At 59.2% G+C, this 15,681-nt stretch carries 13 protein-coding genes, 1 tRNA gene and 1 pseudogene; 13 read left to right on the plus strand and 2 right to left on the minus strand.

Annotation, left to right across the window (positions count from 1 at the left end; translation table 11 throughout):
- Window positions 1–87: 87 nt before the first annotated feature.
- The 8 genes from rimP (at window position 88) to HXW87_RS07915 (ending at window position 9,144) form a co-directional block, all read left to right on the plus strand.
- On the plus strand, window positions 88–546 hold the full coding sequence (rimP, locus tag HXW87_RS07880) for a ribosome maturation factor RimP (protein WP_007973115.1): 459 nt from the start codon (window positions 88–90) through the stop codon (window positions 544–546).
- A 47-nt stretch (window positions 547–593) separates the two neighbouring features.
- Complete coding sequence (nusA, locus tag HXW87_RS07885) at window positions 594–2,075, plus strand: transcription termination factor NusA (RefSeq protein ID WP_003221546.1); 1,482 nt, start codon at window positions 594–596, stop codon at window positions 2,073–2,075.
- Between the two features lie 27 nt (window positions 2,076–2,102).
- Window positions 2,103–4,622: a translation initiation factor IF-2 gene (infB, locus tag HXW87_RS07890; protein ID WP_047291178.1), complete on the plus strand. Its 2,520-nt coding sequence runs from the start codon at window positions 2,103–2,105 to the stop codon at window positions 4,620–4,622.
- A 160-nt stretch (window positions 4,623–4,782) separates the two neighbouring features.
- Window positions 4,783–5,181 (plus strand): 30S ribosome-binding factor RbfA, encoded by a 399-nt coding sequence (gene rbfA / locus HXW87_RS07895; protein WP_007961438.1) that lies wholly within the window; start codon window positions 4,783–4,785, stop codon window positions 5,179–5,181.
- A gap of 4 nt (window positions 5,182–5,185) precedes the next feature.
- Window positions 5,186–6,103, plus strand: a complete 918-nt coding sequence (gene truB / locus HXW87_RS07900; protein WP_024011571.1) for a tRNA pseudouridine(55) synthase TruB — start codon at window positions 5,186–5,188, stop codon at window positions 6,101–6,103.
- Between the two features lie 141 nt (window positions 6,104–6,244).
- Window positions 6,245–6,514, plus strand: a complete 270-nt coding sequence (gene rpsO, locus HXW87_RS07905; RefSeq protein WP_003221553.1) for a 30S ribosomal protein S15 — start codon at window positions 6,245–6,247, stop codon at window positions 6,512–6,514.
- Between the two features lie 193 nt (window positions 6,515–6,707).
- Window positions 6,708–8,813: a polyribonucleotide nucleotidyltransferase gene (gene pnp, locus HXW87_RS07910; protein ID WP_007961443.1), complete on the plus strand. Its 2,106-nt coding sequence runs from the start codon at window positions 6,708–6,710 to the stop codon at window positions 8,811–8,813.
- A gap of 255 nt (window positions 8,814–9,068) precedes the next feature.
- Window positions 9,069–9,144 (plus strand) — tRNA-Thr (locus HXW87_RS07915).
- Between the two features lie 6 nt (window positions 9,145–9,150).
- On the opposite strand, the gene HXW87_RS07920 is transcribed toward HXW87_RS07915, so the two are convergent.
- Window positions 9,151–9,645, minus strand: a complete 495-nt coding sequence (locus tag HXW87_RS07920) for a hypothetical protein (RefSeq protein WP_121183658.1) — start codon at window positions 9,643–9,645, stop codon at window positions 9,151–9,153.
- Between the two features lie 276 nt (window positions 9,646–9,921).
- On the opposite strand from HXW87_RS07920, the gene HXW87_RS07925 reads away from it, so the two are divergent.
- Entirely contained in the window at window positions 9,922–10,221 is a 300-nt protein-coding gene (locus tag HXW87_RS07925; protein WP_041066817.1) for a DUF6388 family protein, read from the plus strand.
- Window positions 10,222–10,272: 51 nt separating this feature from the next.
- On the opposite strand, the gene nadC is transcribed toward HXW87_RS07925, so the two are convergent.
- On the minus strand, window positions 10,273–11,121 hold the full coding sequence (gene nadC / locus HXW87_RS07930) for a carboxylating nicotinate-nucleotide diphosphorylase (protein ID WP_003221558.1): 849 nt from the start codon (window positions 11,119–11,121) through the stop codon (window positions 10,273–10,275).
- 305 nt (window positions 11,122–11,426) lie between these two features.
- Here nadC and HXW87_RS07935 point away from each other — a divergent pair, with 305 nt between their 5' ends.
- The 4 genes and pseudogenes from HXW87_RS07935 to HXW87_RS07950 form a co-directional block, all read left to right on the plus strand.
- Window positions 11,427–13,610: a DUF1631 domain-containing protein gene (locus HXW87_RS07935; RefSeq protein WP_239778716.1), complete on the plus strand. Its 2,184-nt coding sequence runs from the start codon at window positions 11,427–11,429 to the stop codon at window positions 13,608–13,610.
- Window positions 13,611–13,674: 64 nt separating this feature from the next.
- Entirely contained in the window at window positions 13,675–14,235 is a 561-nt protein-coding gene (ampD, locus tag HXW87_RS07940) for a 1,6-anhydro-N-acetylmuramyl-L-alanine amidase AmpD (RefSeq protein ID WP_047291187.1), read from the plus strand.
- Window positions 14,232–15,071 (plus strand): regulatory signaling modulator protein AmpE, encoded by an 840-nt coding sequence (ampE, locus tag HXW87_RS07945; protein ID WP_182404152.1) that lies wholly within the window; start codon window positions 14,232–14,234, stop codon window positions 15,069–15,071. The genes ampD and ampE overlap by 4 nt, the downstream gene beginning before the upstream one ends.
- A gap of 418 nt (window positions 15,072–15,489) precedes the next feature.
- Window positions 15,490–15,681: pseudogene (locus HXW87_RS07950) on the plus strand (methyl-accepting chemotaxis protein); the annotation flags it as partial.

Below are 15,681 nucleotides of genomic sequence, written 5' to 3' on the forward strand. Positions count from 1 at the left end.
CCGCTGTTCGACGGCGTTTCAAGGATGGGCGTTTCGCCCATTTTTTTATTTTGCAGCGCATGCATTTACATGCACGAGGGGGTTCAGGTGTCGAGCAAGCTAGAAGAGTTGCAGGCCTTGTTGGCCCCGGTGGTCGTGGCCCTAGGCTATGAATGCTGGGGTATCGAGTTTTCGGCTCAGGGTCGTCACTCGATGTTGCGTGTTTATATCGATAAAGAGGGTGGCGTGCTGGTGGACGATTGCGCCATTGTCAGCCGTCAGATCAGCGGTGTCCTGGATGTTGAAGATCCGATCTCCGTTGAGTACACCCTCGAAGTTTCCTCGCCTGGCATGGAACGCCCACTGTTCACTCTTGAGCAGTTTGCAAAATTTGCCGGTGAACAAGTGAAGATCAAGCTGCGCTCGCCTTTTGAAGGTCGACGCAACTTTCAGGGCCTTCTGCGCGGTGTAGAAGAACAGGATGTCGTGGTGCAGGTAGAAGATCATGAGTTCCTGTTGCCGATCGATATGATCGACAAGGCCAACATTATTCCCAGTTTTGACTGAGACGCGGATCCCGCGGATCCAATGGCTTGCGAAAGGCGAGGCGTACGATGAGCAAAGAAGTACTGCTGGTTGTTGAGTCGGTATCCAATGAAAAGGGTGTACCGGCAAGCGTGATTTTTGAAGCGCTGGAGCTGGCTCTGGCCACTGCTACCAAAAAGCGTTTTGAAGACGAAGTTGACCTGCGTGTGGAAATTAACCGCCACACCGGTTCCTACGAGACTTTCCGTCGCTGGACGGTCGTCGAAGAGAATGATCTCGACGATCCTGCGATCGAAACCTGGCCAAGCAAGGTTGCCGAAACGCATCCGGGCGCCAAGGTCGGCGACGTCGTCGAAGAAAAGATCGAATCCATCGAGTTCGGCCGCATTGCTGCACAGACCGCCAAACAGGTCATCGTGCAGAAAGTCCGTGAAGCCGAGCGCGCTCAAGTGGTCGACGCCTATCGCGAGCGCCTGGGAGAAATCATCTCCGGCACCGTGAAGAAAGTCACCCGCGACAACGTGATCGTCGATCTGGGCAACAACGCCGAAGCGTTGCTGGCTCGTGAAGACATCATTTCTCGCGAAACCTTCCGTGTCGGTGTGCGCCTGCGTGCACTGCTCAAGGAAATCCGCACCGAGAACCGCGGCCCGCAGTTGATCCTGTCGCGTACCGCGCCGGAAATGCTGATCGAGTTGTTCCGCATCGAAGTGCCGGAAATTGCTGAAGGCCTGATCGAGGTCATGGCGGCGTCCCGTGATCCGGGGTCGCGTGCCAAGATCGCTGTCCGTTCCAAGGACAAACGCATCGACCCGCAGGGCGCGTGCATCGGTATGCGCGGTTCGCGCGTCCAGGCCGTGTCGGGCGAGTTGGGTGGCGAGCGTGTCGACATCGTCCTGTGGGACGATAACCCGGCGCAGTTCGTGATCAATGCCATGTCGCCGGCAGAAGTGGCGGCCATTATCGTTGACGAAGATGCCCATGCCATGGACATCGCCGTTGGCGCAGACAATCTGGCTCAGGCCATCGGTCGTGGTGGTCAGAACGTGCGTCTGGCGAGCCAGTTGACAGGCTGGACCCTGAACGTGATGACCGAATCGGACATCCAGGCTAAGCAACAAGCAGAAACCGGCGACATCCTGCGCAACTTCATCGACGAGCTGGAAGTCGACGAAGAGCTGGCTCAGGTGCTGGTAGATGAAGGCTTCACCAGCCTGGAAGAGATTGCCTACGTACCGTTGGAAGAAATGCTCAACATCGACGGCTTTGACGAAGACATCGTCAACGAGCTTCGCGCTCGTGCCAAGGATCGTTTGTTGACCAAAGCCATCGCTACTGAGGAAAAGCTGGCAGACGCCCATCCGGCCGAAGACCTGCTCTCGCTTGAGGGTATGGACAAGGATTTGGCGATGGAACTGGCGGTGCGCGGCGTAATTACCCGCGAAGACCTGGCCGAGCAGTCTATTGACGACCTGCTCGACATCGACGGCATTGACGATGATCGTGCCGGCAAGTTGATCATGGCCGCCCGAGCCCACTGGTTCGAGTAATTAGGCGCGGCCTGAGGAGAGAAGTGCATGACGCAAGTCACGGTGAAACAACTGGCCGATGAGGTCAAAACACCGGTAGAGCGCCTGTTGCAGCAGATGCGTGAGGCAGGTCTGCCGCACACCGCCGCCGAAGAACATGTGACTGACAGTGAGAAGCAATCCCTGCTGACTCACTTGAAAAGCAGCCACAAGGCGAAAGTGGAAGAACCACGCAAAATCACGCTGCAGCGTAAAACCACCAGCACCCTGCGTGTGGCTGGTAGCAAGAGCATCAGCGTAGAAGTTCGCAAGAAGAAGGTTTTCGTACAGCGTAGCCCGGAAGAAATCGAAGCCGAGCGCCAGCGTGAACTGGAAGAGCGTCGCGCAGTAGAAAATGCTGCCCGTCAGAAGGCTGAAGAAGAAGCCAAGCAGCGCGCTGAAGAAGAAGCGCGTCGCCAGCCTGCTGCTGCGCCGAGCGCTCCTGCCGAAGCTGTTGCAGCACCTGCGCCAGTCGCTGAACCTGTGCGCGAAGCCGCACCGGTTGTCGCTGCTGCGCCAGCTGCCGACACGCGCAAGCGTGACGAACAGCGCCGTCCGGACAAACCACGTGCCGACGATAACAATCGTCGTGGCGGCGGCGACGGCGAGCGCAAAAACGCTCCGCATCGCGCATCGGTCAAAGAAAAAGCGCCGGCGCCACGTGTGGCGCCACGCACAACCGACGAAGAAAGCGACGGCTTCCGTCGTGGTGGTCGCGGCAAGGCCAAGCTGAAGAAGCGCAACGCTCACGGTTTCCAGAACCCTACCGGTCCTGTCGTGCGTGAAGTGAAGATCGGCGAGACCATCACTGTTGGCGATCTTGCCCAGCAGATGTCGGTCAAGGCTGCTGAAATCATCAAGTTCATGTTCAAACTGGGCACTCCAGCGACCATCAACCAGGTACTCGATCAGGAAACTGCTCAACTGGTCGCTGAAGAATTGGGCCACAAAGTGACCCTGGTCAGCGACACCGCCCTGGAAGATTCCCTGGCCGAGTCCCTGAAGTTTGAAGGCGAGGCAGTTTCCCGTGCGCCAGTCGTGACCGTAATGGGCCACGTTGACCACGGTAAGACTTCCCTGCTCGACTACATCCGTCGTGCCAAGGTAGCAGCGGGCGAAGCCGGCGGCATTACCCAGCACATCGGCGCCTACCACGTTGAAACCGACCGTGGCATGGTGACGTTCCTCGACACCCCGGGTCACGCTGCGTTTACCGCCATGCGTGCCCGTGGTGCCAAGGCGACCGACATCGTGATCCTGGTGGTTGCGGCGGACGACGGCGTGATGCCGCAAACCATCGAGGCTGTTCAGCACGCTCAGGCGGCTGGCGTTCCTCTGGTGGTCGCGGTGAACAAGATCGACAAGCCGGGTGCCGACCTCGATCGCATCCGTAGCGAACTGTCGGTTCACGGCGTGACTTCCGAAGACTGGGGCGGCGACACGCCATTCGTACCGGTTTCGGCGAAAATGGGTACCGGCGTTGACGAACTGCTCGAAGCCGTTCTGCTGCAGGCCGAAGTGCTCGAGCTGACCGCCACTCCATCGGCTCCTGGCCGTGGTGTTGTCGTTGAATCGCGTCTGGACAAGGGCCGTGGCCCGGTGGCCACCGTGCTGGTTCAGGACGGTACGCTGCGTCAAGGCGACATGGTGCTGGTCGGCTCGAACTATGGCCGCGTGCGCGCCATGCTCGACGAGAACGGCAAGCCGATCAAGGAAGCCGGTCCGGCCATTCCGGTCGAGATCCTGGGTCTTGACGGTACACCGGACGCTGGCGACGAGATGAGCGTGGTTGCCGACGAGAAGAAAGCCCGTGAAGTGGCTCTGTTCCGTCAAGGCAAGTTCCGCGAAGTCAAACTGGCTCGCGCTCACGCCGGCAAGCTGGAAAACATCTTCGAAAACATGGGCCAGGAAGAGAAGAAGACGCTCAACATCGTCCTCAAATCCGACGTCCGTGGTTCGCTGGAAGCTTTGCAGGGTGCTCTGAACGGCCTGGGCAACGACGAAGTGCAAGTGCGCGTGGTCGGTGGCGGTGTCGGTGGTATCACCGAGTCCGACGCCAACCTGGCACTGGCTTCCAACGCTGTACTGTTCGGCTTCAACGTGCGTGCCGATGCTGGCGCACGGAAGATCGTCGAGCAGGAAGGTCTGGACATGCGTTACTACAACGTGATCTACGACATCATCGAAGACGTCAAGAAAGCCCTGACCGGCATGCTCGGCAGCGATGTTCGCGAGAACATCCTGGGCGTGGCCGAAGTGCGCGACGTGTTCCGTTCGCCGAAGTTTGGCGCGATCGCCGGTTGCATGGTGATCGAAGGTGTTGTGCACCGTAACCGTCCGATCCGTGTACTGCGTGAAGACATCGTTATCTTCGAAGGCGAGCTGGAATCCCTGCGCCGCTTCAAGGATGACGCTTCCGAAGTACGTGCCGGCATGGAATGCGGTATCGGCGTGAAGAGCTACAACGACGTCAAAGTCGGTGACAAGATCGAAGTCTTCGAGAAGGTTCAGGTTGCTCGCAGCCTCTGACTCGCGCACTTCAAGGGCCACGCCGAGCCGCCGCATGCAGATGCGCGCCACGGCGTCAGGACTCTAAACGCAACGCCCGGTCTGGCTTTTGTCAGGCCGGGCGTTTGCCGCTTTCAGACCTTGCGGGTTTCACCGTGGGGCAGTAACAGGTAACAAAATCATGGCAAAAGAATACAGCCGTACCCAACGTATCGGCGATCAGATGCAGCGTGAGCTGGCCCAGCTGATCCGTCGTGAAGTCAAAGACCCGCGCGTCGGCCTGGTCACCATTACCGCTGTGGAAGTCAGCCGTGACGTCGGTCACGCGAAGATCTTCATCACCGTGATGGGGCAGGACAACGCCGAAGACATCGCGCAAAGCATCAAGGTGCTCAACGCTGCCGCAGGCTTCCTGCGCATGCAACTGGCCCGTGAAATGAAGCTGCGCAGCGTGCCGCAATTGCATTTCCACTACGACGAAAGCGTCGTGCGTGGCGCGCACCTGTCGGCCCTGATCGAGCGCGCCGTGGCTGAGGACAATCAGCACGTGGCCGCTGCACCTGAAGACACCAAGGAGTAATTCGGTGGCTCAGGTCAAACGTATCCGTCGTAACGTCAGCGGTATCATCCTGCTCGACAAGCCGCTGGGGTTCACCTCCAACGCCGCGTTGCAGAAGGTTCGCTGGTTGCTCAACGCCGAGAAGGCCGGTCACACCGGCAGCCTCGATCCGTTGGCCACCGGTGTATTGCCGCTGTGCTTTGGCGAAGCAACCAAGTTCTCGCAATACCTGCTCGATTCCGACAAGGGTTATGAAACCCTCGCGCAACTGGGCAAGACCACCACCACGGCGGACGCCGAGGGTGAGGTTTTGCAGGAGCGCCCGGTGACCGTTGGTCGCGCCGATGTCGAAGCGGTTCTGCCGAAATTTCGCGGGCAAATCAGTCAGATACCGCCGATGTACTCGGCACTCAAGCGTGATGGTCAGCCGTTGTACAAGCTGGCTCGTGCAGGCGAAGTAGTGGAGCGCGAACCGCGTTCTGTTACTATTGCGCGCTTGGAATTGCTGGCCTTCGAAGGCGATACTGCGCGTCTTGCGGTGGATTGCAGCAAGGGCACCTATATTCGCACCCTGGTGGAGGATATCGGTGAGCAGCTCGGTTGTGGTGCGTACGTCGCGGAACTGCGTCGTACCCAGGCCGGACCTTTCACCCTGGCGCAGACCGTGACCCTCGAAGAGCTGGAAGCGGTACATGCCGAAGGCGGCAACGAAGCGGTCGACCGCTTCCTGATGCCATCGGACAGCGGCCTGCAGGATTGGCCGCTGCTGCACTTCTCCGAAGCGAGTGCGTTCTACTGGCTCAACGGCCAGCCGGTACGTGCCCCGGATGCTCCGAAGTTCGGCATGGTACGGGTACAGGATCACAATGGTCGCTTCATCGGTATCGGTGAAGTGAGCGAAGACGGGCGCATCGCGCCGCGTCGACTGATTCGGTCAGAATGACCGGAAACCGGTCTGTGTAATAGCAGGCCGGCGAGTGTGGCTGTCAACAGGCACGGTCACTACTCATTTATAGATACAGGGATTTGTCCCTGGCCTGTTGAAACTGTTTTTGAAACAGTTTCCTGATAAAAGGATTGCCTCATGGCTCTCGACGTTCAAGAAAAAGCTCAAATCGTTGCCGACTACCAGCAAGCTGTTGGTGATACTGGTTCGCCAGAAGTGCAAGTTGCACTGCTGACCGCCAACATCAACAAACTGCAAGGTCACTTCAAGGCCAACGGTAAAGACCACCACTCCCGTCGTGGTCTGATCCGCATGGTAAACCAGCGTCGCAAGCTGCTGGACTACCTGAAAGGCAAGGATCTGAGCCGTTACAGCGCTCTGATCGGCCGCCTGGGTCTGCGTCGCTAATCAGCGATTGCGCTATGAGGTTGGTTGTCTGTCAGGCATCAGCGGTTTTCCGCTGGTGGCTGGCAGGCTCCCAGCCTCAAGTTTTATCTGCACTACCGTTTTACCCGGACAGTCAGCGGGCCGATTCCCGACATTGCCCAAGAATTTCGCAAGAAACCAGTTCCCCCAAGAGCCACAAAGAAGGTAGGACACCGTGAACCCGGTAATCAAAAAATTCCAGTTCGGTCAGTCGACCGTTACCCTCGAGACCGGCCGTATCGCCCGTCAGGCCTCCGGCGCAGTATTGGTCACCGTTGACGACGACGTCAGCGTATTGGTGACCGTAGTCGGTGCCAAGCAAGCCGATCCAGGCAAGGGTTTCTTCCCTCTGTCCGTTCACTACCAGGAAAAGACTTACGCTGCCGGTAAGATCCCTGGCGGTTTCTTCAAGCGTGAAGGCCGTCCTTCCGAGAAAGAAACCCTGACTTCCCGACTGATCGACCGTCCGATCCGTCCGCTGTTCCCGGAAGGCTTCATGAACGAAGTGCAGGTTGTCTGCACCGTCGTTTCCACCAGCAAGAAGACCGATCCGGACATCGCTGCGATGATCGGTACCTCGGCTGCCCTGGCCATCTCGGGCATTCCGTTCGACGGCCCGATCGGCGCTGCTCGCGTCGCTTTCCACGAAAGCACCGGCTACCTGCTGAACCCGACCTACGAACAGCAAGCTGCTTCGAGCCTGGACATGGTCGTCGCCGGTACTTCCGACGCCGTACTGATGGTTGAATCGGAAGCCAAAGAGCTGACCGAAGACCAGATGCTGGGCGCAGTACTGTTTGCTCACGACGAGTTCCAGGTGGTGATCAACGCCGTCAAGGAACTGGCCGCTGAAGCCGCCAAGCCAACCTGGACCTGGGCTCCGGCTCCAGAAGCCACCGAACTGCTGGGCGCGATCCGTGCCGAGTTCGGCGAGGCGATCTCCCAGGCTTACACCATCACCGTCAAGGCTGACCGCTACGCACGTCTGGGCGAGCTGAAAGACCAGGTTGTGGCCAAGCTGTCCGGTGAAGAAGGCCAGCCTTCGGCTGCCGACGTCAAAGCCGCTTTCGGCGAGATCGAATACCGCACCGTTCGCGAAAACATCGTTAACGGCAAGCCACGTATCGACGGCCGCGACACCCGCACCGTACGTCCGCTGAACATCGAAGTCGGCGTGCTGCCGAAGACTCACGGTTCGGCGCTGTTCACCCGTGGTGAAACCCAGGCTCTGGTCGTTGCGACGCTGGGTACTGCCCGTGACGCACAGCTGCTGGACACCCTGGAAGGCGAGAAAAAAGACCCGTTCATGCTGCACTACAACTTCCCTCCGTTCTCGGTGGGCGAGTGTGGTCGCATGGGTGGCGCCGGTCGTCGTGAAATCGGTCACGGCCGTCTGGCCCGTCGTTCGGTTTCGGCCATGCTGCCGGCCGCTGACGTGTTCCCGTACACCATCCGTGTCGTGTCGGAAATCACCGAATCCAACGGTTCCAGCTCGATGGCTTCCGTTTGCGGCGCTTCCCTGGCCCTGATGGACGCTGGTGTGCCAATGAAGGCACCGGTTGCCGGTATCGCCATGGGTCTGGTCAAAGAAGGCGAGAAGTTCGCCGTCCTGACCGACATCCTGGGTGACGAAGACCACCTGGGCGACATGGACTTCAAAGTAGCCGGTACCGCCAAAGGCGTTACTGCGCTGCAGATGGACATCAAGATCAAGGGCATCACCGAAGAGATCATGGAAATCGCTCTGGGCCAGGCCCTGGAAGCGCGCCTGAACATCCTCGGCCAGATGAACCAGATCATCGGTCAGTCGCGTACCGAGCTGTCGGCCAACGCGCCGACCATGATCGCGATGAAGATCGATACCGACAAGATCCGTGACGTTATCGGTAAAGGTGGCGCGACCATCCGTGCGATCTGCGAAGAAACCAAGGCTTCGATCGACATCGAAGACGACGGTTCGATCAAGATCTTCGGCGAAACCAAGGATGCCGCAGAAGCTGCTCGTCAGCGCGTTCTGAGCATCACTGCAGAAGCCGAGATCGGCAAGATCTACGTCGGCAAGGTTGAGCGCATCGTCGACTTCGGCGCATTCGTCAACATCCTGCCGGGCAAGGACGGTCTGGTGCACATCTCGATGCTGAGCGACGCTCGCGTAGAGAAAGTCACCGACATCCTGAAAGAAGGCCAGGAAGTGGAAGTGCTGGTACTGGACGTGGACAACCGCGGCCGTATCAAGCTGTCCATCAAAGACGTGGCAGCGGCCAAGGCTTCGGGCGTTTAATCAGCCCCCAGCTTCAGCGCAATGAAAATGCCCCGCCGTGAAAACGGCGGGGCATTTTTTTGTCTGCCATAAACGCATTTGTGGCGAGGGAGCTTGCTCCCGCTCGGCTGCGCAGCAGTCGTAAAAAATCAGCCTCAGAAAGCATGGGGTCGCTGCGCAACCCAGCGGGAGCAAGCTCCCTCGCCACAAGTGATAATCAGCAGAAACATGCTCAAATTTGCCGCAGCCCGAGACCGGTGCTAGGTTTAGCCCACCGCCCGTGTAGCTCAGCCGGTAGAGCAGCGCACTCGTAACGCGAAGGTCGCAGGTTCGATTCCTGTCTCGGGCACCACTTCCCTTATTTCACTTTGCGGCTCAGATCCTCGACGGTACGTTTGAGCTGATCCATGGCGCGATCCTGATCATTGATTTTCTGCTTCAGGCTGGAAATCTCGCTGCTGGCGGAATTCGAGCTCGAGCCGCTGTTGCGCTTGAGGTCTTCGACCTGACGTCCGAGGGTATCCAGTTGCCGATCCTGATCCTTGACCTTGCTCTTCAGGTCATCGATTTCCTTGCTGCTGGAGTTCGAACTCGAACCGCTGCTGCGTTTGAGTTCTTCAATCTGGCGTGACTGATCGCGGACGGTATCGCGGATCTTTTGCAGTTCATCAATGCTGATATCGCTTTTGATGACAACATCCTTGCCGTAGTCATTGTGAATCAGCGAAACCTTGTCGCCATAGGATGAGCTGCTGTTGCTCAATTCAAGCGCCATGGCGCTGGCCGGCAACAGCATGGCGGCGAGCAAGGCACTGGCAGACACAACGGAACAATTCTTCGAAAAGCTGCGCATCACTGGTTTTCCTTGTGAACAGCAAGAGTGAGTGCCGAAGTAGCACATCGCTATGATTCAAAATCCGGATTTATGTTCCGCAGGTCAAGTTTTTGTGCGAGAGATGTAAAGAGCCGTGTAATTCGTCATGCAAACGTCCTATATTCGATGCCTGCATGAGCATCGCCCAGCAGTTTTCAGATGATCCCGAATGGTTCCGAAGGCCGGACAGTCCGCGTCAGAGAGATCCTTGATGATCCAGATCCATCCTCCATTCTTACGATCAGCGAGAACGCCATGACCGAATTAACTCAAGAGCAACGTCACGAACAAGCGCTGGAGAAATACAAGCTCGATGCGCCCCAACTGCTGGAAGAGATCAAGGACCTGAGTCCTGATGAGCAGAAGGACCAGATCCAGTGGGCGTTCGAGGACGAAGCCGAGGCCCAGGGCTTGCAGCCGTGGGAGTTGACGCTCAAGTACACCAGCACCCCTGAAGAGTTTGAGGCCAAGCGTCTGGAACTGCACAAGGAGGCGGCCGAAGTGTTGGGCGTCGATTGGGAAGAGTACTGCGAGATGAACAATCTGGTGGTCTGAAGCAAAAACGCCAGCCTTAACCGGGCTGGCGTTTTTTATGGCGTGAGGGCCTCAGAGGCTCAGACGCATCGACAGGTCCACTGCCTTCACATCCTTGGTCATCGCACCGATCGAGATGTAATCGACCCCGGTCTCGGCGATCGGCAGCAGCGTGCTTTCGTTGATGCCGCCACTGGCTTCCAGTTTGGCCTTGCCGCCGTTCAGGCGCACGGCTTCGCGCATGTCGTCCAGGCTCAACTCGTCGAGCATGATGATGTCGGCGCCGGCTGCCAGCGCTTCTTTCAGCTCTTCCAGACTTTCCACTTCGACTTCCACCGGTTTGCCCGGCGCGATCTTGTGCGCGGCGGCGATGGCCTGCGCGATGCCGCCGCTGGCGGCGATGTGGTTTTCCTTGATCAGAAACGCGTCATAGAGGCCGATGCGGTGGTTGTGGCAGCCGCCGCAGGTCACTGCGTATTTCTGCGCCAGACGCAGGCCCGGCAAGGTCTTGCGGGTATCCAGCAGCTTGACCTGGGTCTGGGCCACGAAGTCCGCCAGGTACTGCGCACGCGTCGCCACGCCGGACAGCAGTTGCAGGAAGTTCAGCGCGCTGCGCTCGCCCGTCAGCAACGAACGCGCCGGACCTTCCAGGTGAAACAACGGCTGATTGGGCTTGACCCGTTCGCCATCTCGCACCTGCCAATGCACCGCGACGCGCGGATCGAGCTGGCGAAACACCGTGTCGACCCACGCCGTGCCGCAGATGACGGCCTCATCGCGAGTAATGATGGTGGCTTTGGCCAGACGTTCGGCCGGGATCAGTTGCGCGGTGATGTCGCCGCTGCCGACGTCTTCGAGCAACGCACGGCGCACGTTGGCTTCGATTTCGGCGGTCAGATCGGCGAGACGTAGATTCGGCATAACGGGCTCCACAAACTAAGTGCGCCGATTATAGGGGCATGGCGAGAGCCAACCCAAGACGAGAAAGCGCGTGGCAGACGGCAACTGGTCAGTTTTCTGTGAGCAAAGCAGTGCTTCTCGTGGTCACTGGAAGGTGTTGCAGGCATAGGGGAAACCCTGATGGCTATAGCGCCCGCGACAAGTTTTGCAAGATAATCCGCCTTGCATTTGACGTCATGGCTTTGACGCTGATGTGGGAGCAAGCCCGCTCCCACAGGGAATCGCGCGGTATCTGCCCAGTGGAATCACCGTTTCAGGAGGCTTGGATGCACAACGACGGGAATGTAGTGCCTTTGCACAAGGCCGCTACCGATCAGGCGAATCACTCGCCGCTCGCCCGCCTGCCTGTGATTCTGCTTCAGGTCCGCGACAAGGCGGCCCAGCAACTGCGCCACGGTTTGCAGGAGTTGTTCGATAACGCCGACGACACCCTGTTCGAAATGGCCGACCGGGCGCGCAACGATGTCGAACAGAACATCTTTTTCGAAGCCATGCGCGACCTGCGCCTCAAACGCAAAAACATCGAGCGCGGGTTTCTCGAACAATTTTTCGAAGCCTTCGTCGCCCTCATCCAGTACGACCCCGTTCAGCACACGTTGCCCGATTCGTTGATGTTCGAAGAGTCGGCACCGCGGACCGACGACATGGAGCGCAATGTAGCGGTCGAGACCATGGTCGGTCGGGTGCTCAAACGTGACGGCTTTGCCCTCGATCAGTTGACTGCGCGGCTCAACGTATTGCTGGGCAAGAATTTCGACAACCAGCACAACCCGCTCGGGCCGACGATGCTCTGCGAGTTTTTTCTGCAAGCCGGGCGCAACCTGGGGGTGGAGATCAAGGTCAAGCTGATCTTGCTCAAACTGTTCGAACGCTACGTGCTGGCCGACACCGAGCCGTTGTACGCCGAAGCCAATCAATTGCTGGTCGCCACTGGCGTGCTGCCCGAGTTGAAACCGGCACCTGCGCGTCGCGCGGTCGAGCGTGCGGCAGCGAGCATCAGCAGCGAAGAAAGCGACGAGCCGGCTCCCGCCGACGAAGGCGTACAGGAAGTTTTCGCCGCGTTGCAGGAGTTGCTCCTGCACGTGCGCGGCAGCGTCGCGCCGACCCTGGAGCCGAGCGTCGCGACGCAACCGATCAGTACCCGCGATCTGCTGCGCCTGCTCTCGCATCTTCAGCAATACGTACCGGCGCTGGCGGCGCAGGATGACTTCGACCTGCGCAACCAGCTCGAACAGTTGCTGACGCGGGTCAGCGTCAGGAGCGGCAAATCGCGCATCGTCGACGGTGCGGATGAAGATGTGATCAACCTGATCGCGATGGTCTTCGACTGCATCCTCGAAGACCCTAACCTGCCGGATTCGCTCAAGGCGTTGATCGCCCGTTTGCAGATTCCGATGCTCAAAGTGGCGGTGCTCGACAAAAGCTTCTTCAGCCGTGGCAGCCACCCGGCGCGACGCCTGCTCAATGAAATCGCCGATGCCGCCATGGGCTGGGGCGATTGCAGCGGCGAGGCGCGTGACAGCCTGTATCTGCGCATCGAACAAGTGGTGCAGCGCCTGCTCACCGAGTTCGTTGACGACCCGGCGATCTTCTCCGAATTGCTCGCAGACTTCCTCGCCTTCACCAGCGATGAGCGGCGGCGCAGCGAATTGCTTGAGCAGCGTTTGCGCGATGCCGAGGAGGGGCGAGCGAAAACCGAGTTGGCCCGGCAGCGGGTCGAGCAGGTGTTGAATCTGGCGCTGCTGGGGAAAGTCCTGCCGCCTTCGGTGGTAATGTTCGTGCGTGATGCGTGGAGCAAAGTACTGCTGCTGACGTGCCTCAAGCATGGCGACCAGTCGGCTGAATGGCAGGCCGATGTCCAGACCATGGAACAATTGATCTGGAGCGTGCAGCGTCATGACGAGGCGGACGCCGGTCTGCGATTGCTGGCGCTGGTGCCCGGTTTGCTCAAATCATTGCGTGATGGCCTGAGCAGTTCGGCGTTCGATCCGTTCGCCACCAGCGAATTTTTCAGCGAGCTGGAAGCGCTGCATGTGCGGGTGCTTGAGCCCTCAACCGAGCCGTCAACCGATGCGCCGGCGCTGGTTGAAGTGTCGCAGCACATTACCCTGCGCAGCGCCGATGAGGGCGCGGTCGGGCTGAATGCCAGCGGCCTGGCGCATGACGATCCCGGCCTGCGTCAGGTGGAGCAACTGCGTCTGGGCAGTTGGGTCGCCTTCCAGGAAGACGACGAGCACAGCCTGCGCTGCAAGCTCGCGGCGGTCATCGAAGCCACCGGCAAATACGTGTTTGTCGATCGTACCGGGATGAAAGTGCTGGAGCGCAGCCGCATCGACCTGGCCCTTGAATTCCGCCGGGGCGCGGTGCGGGCGCTGGATGACACCTTGCTGTTTGATCGGGCGCTGGAGTCGGTGCTCGGCAATCTGCGGCGCCTCAATCGCGGCAAGTGATCGCGCGCCGGGGGCCGATCACGGCATACTGGGCGCCAACACAGTCGGCGTTGAAGGAATCGGTATGCAGTTGGATCCCGCTAGCGGGTGGTGTCACGGGGTGCAGGTCTGCCCATCGCCCAACTTCAATGAACGCCCTGCGGGCGAAATCTCCCTGTTGGTGATCCACAACATCAGCCTGCCGCCGGCGCAGTTCGCCACCGGCAAGGTGCAGGAATTTTTCCAGAACCGTCTGGATGTCACCGAGCATCCCTATTTTGCTGGGATTGCCGACTTGCGCGTCTCGGCGCATTTTCTGATCGAACGTGACGGCAGCGTCACCCAGTTTGTCTCCTGTCTGGAGCGGGCGTGGCATGCGGGCGTGTCGAAGTTCGAAGGCCGGGAAACCTGTAACGATTTTTCCGTGGGCATCGAGCTCGAAGGCACCGATGATCTGCCCTTTACCGATGCGCAGTATCAGGCGCTGATCACGCTGACGCGTCAGCTGCAAACCGCATTTCCGGCCATCACCGGCGCCCGTATCTGCGGGCACAGCGACATCGCACCCGGGCGCAAGACCGATCCTGGCCCGGCATTCGACTGGGCGCGTTACCGCGCAGCCCTGGCACAAGAGGAAGGACAATGAGTTTTCTGGTGTTACTGCTGGCGGTCTGGATCGAGAAGTTCTCGGCCTTGCGCCATCGGGTTCAACGCGATGGCGGATGGATCCGCGAGCTGCACAAACTCGAAAGCAGCCCACGATTGTCGAATCGACCGTGGCTGGTGCTGACCATTCTGGTGTTGCTGCCGGTGGCGCTGCTTGCCTTGTTGCTGGTGGTACTGGAACCCGTCGCTTACGGCTTGCTGGCGCTGCCGGTGCATTTGCTGGTGGTGATTTATGCGCTGGGGCGCGGTGATCTGCTCGGAGGACTCGGGCCGTTCCGTGACGCCTGGCGGCGTGAAGACCTGCAAGCGGCCGCGCATGTGGCCAAGCGTGATCTGGACATCTGCGCCGACAGCGGCGAGCAGTTGCTGGATAGGGTCCAGGGGCATCTGTTATGGGAGGCCTATCAGAGCTTCTTCGCGGTGATTTTCTGGTACTTCGTGCTCGGTCCTGTGGCGGCGCTGGCTTATCGCTTGCTGGCATTGGCGGAAGAAAACAGCCAGAACCCGGCGCTCGCCGAACGTGCCGCCCAGTTACGTCACGCCTTTGACTGGTTGCCGGTGCGCCTGCTGGCTGCCAGCCTTGCACTGGTTGGCAACTTCGTCGCGGTCAGCCGGGTGATGTTGCACGAGCTGTTGAACTGGAACATCAGCGCCGCGCATCTGATCAACAAGGTCGGTCTGGCAGCAGGCGAGATCCCGCCGCCGGTGGTCGGCCCTGAAGGCATCAACACCCTCGATTGCCTGTGGGAACTGCTGCTGCGCGCGGCAGTGCTGTGGTATGCCGGGTTTGCCTTGTGGACAGTCTTGATTCACTGATACTCGCCCGTGAGATTCATTGTGGTGAGGGGATTTATCCCCGATGGGGCGCGCAGCGGCCCCAATATCTTAATGGGGCTGCTGCGCAGCCCATCGGGGATAAATCCCCTCGCCACAGGTCAGTGACCGGCGCAGCGTAGTCGTTAACCTTAAGTTACAAAACCTCCCGCCGATTTGAGCTATACAGAGACAGCGCCCGATAGTGGCTATCTGCTGTCGCCCTGCGCCTGCCAATAAAAACAAGAAAAACCAAGGGAGACTTCCAGTGAAGNTCAGTGACCGGCGCAGCGTAGTCGTTAACCTTAAGTTACAAAACCTCCCGCCGATTTGAGCTATACAGAGACAGCGCCCGATAGTGGCTATCTGCTGTCGCCCTGCGCCTGCCAATAAAAACAAGAAAAACCAAGGGAGACTTCCAGTGAAGAGCTTGCTCTATCCCGCCGTCTCGCTGATGAACCGTCTGAGCTTCGGCATGAAGTTCAGCCTGATCAGCGTGCTGTTTCTGGTGCCGATGCTGGTGACCAATTTCTATCTGGTGCGCGATTCCTACCGCGAATTCCAGGGCACCCGGGTCGAATTGCAGAGCCTCGATCTGCTGGGCAGCAGCCTG

This window comes from Pseudomonas sp. Y5-11, from assembly GCF_022368695.1.
In the GTDB taxonomy this organism is placed as follows: domain Bacteria; phylum Pseudomonadota; class Gammaproteobacteria; order Pseudomonadales; family Pseudomonadaceae; genus Aquipseudomonas; species Aquipseudomonas parakoreensis.

Excerpts from the sequence above, each read along its gene's own strand:
- HXW87_RS07925 (WP_041066817.1), top strand. The coding sequence starts at position 9,922 with ATGACCGAATTAACTCAAGAGCAACGTCACGAACAAGCGCTGGAGAAA.
- rpsO (WP_003221553.1), top strand. The coding sequence starts at position 6,245 with ATGGCTCTCGACGTTCAAGAAAAAGCTCAAATCGTTGCCGACTACCAG.
- infB (WP_047291178.1), top strand. The coding sequence starts at position 2,103 with ATGACGCAAGTCACGGTGAAACAACTGGCCGATGAGGTCAAAACACCG.
- ampD (WP_047291187.1), top strand. The coding sequence starts at position 13,675 with ATGCAGTTGGATCCCGCTAGCGGGTGGTGTCACGGGGTGCAGGTCTGC.
- nadC (WP_003221558.1), bottom strand. The coding sequence starts at position 11,121 with ATGCCGAATCTACGTCTCGCCGATCTGACCGCCGAAATCGAAGCCAAC.
- HXW87_RS07935 (WP_239778716.1), top strand. The coding sequence starts at position 11,427 with ATGCACAACGACGGGAATGTAGTGCCTTTGCACAAGGCCGCTACCGAT.
- HXW87_RS07920 (WP_121183658.1), bottom strand. The coding sequence starts at position 9,645 with ATGCGCAGCTTTTCGAAGAATTGTTCCGTTGTGTCTGCCAGTGCCTTG.
- rbfA (WP_007961438.1), top strand. The coding sequence starts at position 4,783 with ATGGCAAAAGAATACAGCCGTACCCAACGTATCGGCGATCAGATGCAG.
- ampE (WP_182404152.1), top strand. The coding sequence starts at position 14,232 with ATGAGTTTTCTGGTGTTACTGCTGGCGGTCTGGATCGAGAAGTTCTCG.
- nusA (WP_003221546.1), top strand. The coding sequence starts at position 594 with ATGAGCAAAGAAGTACTGCTGGTTGTTGAGTCGGTATCCAATGAAAAG.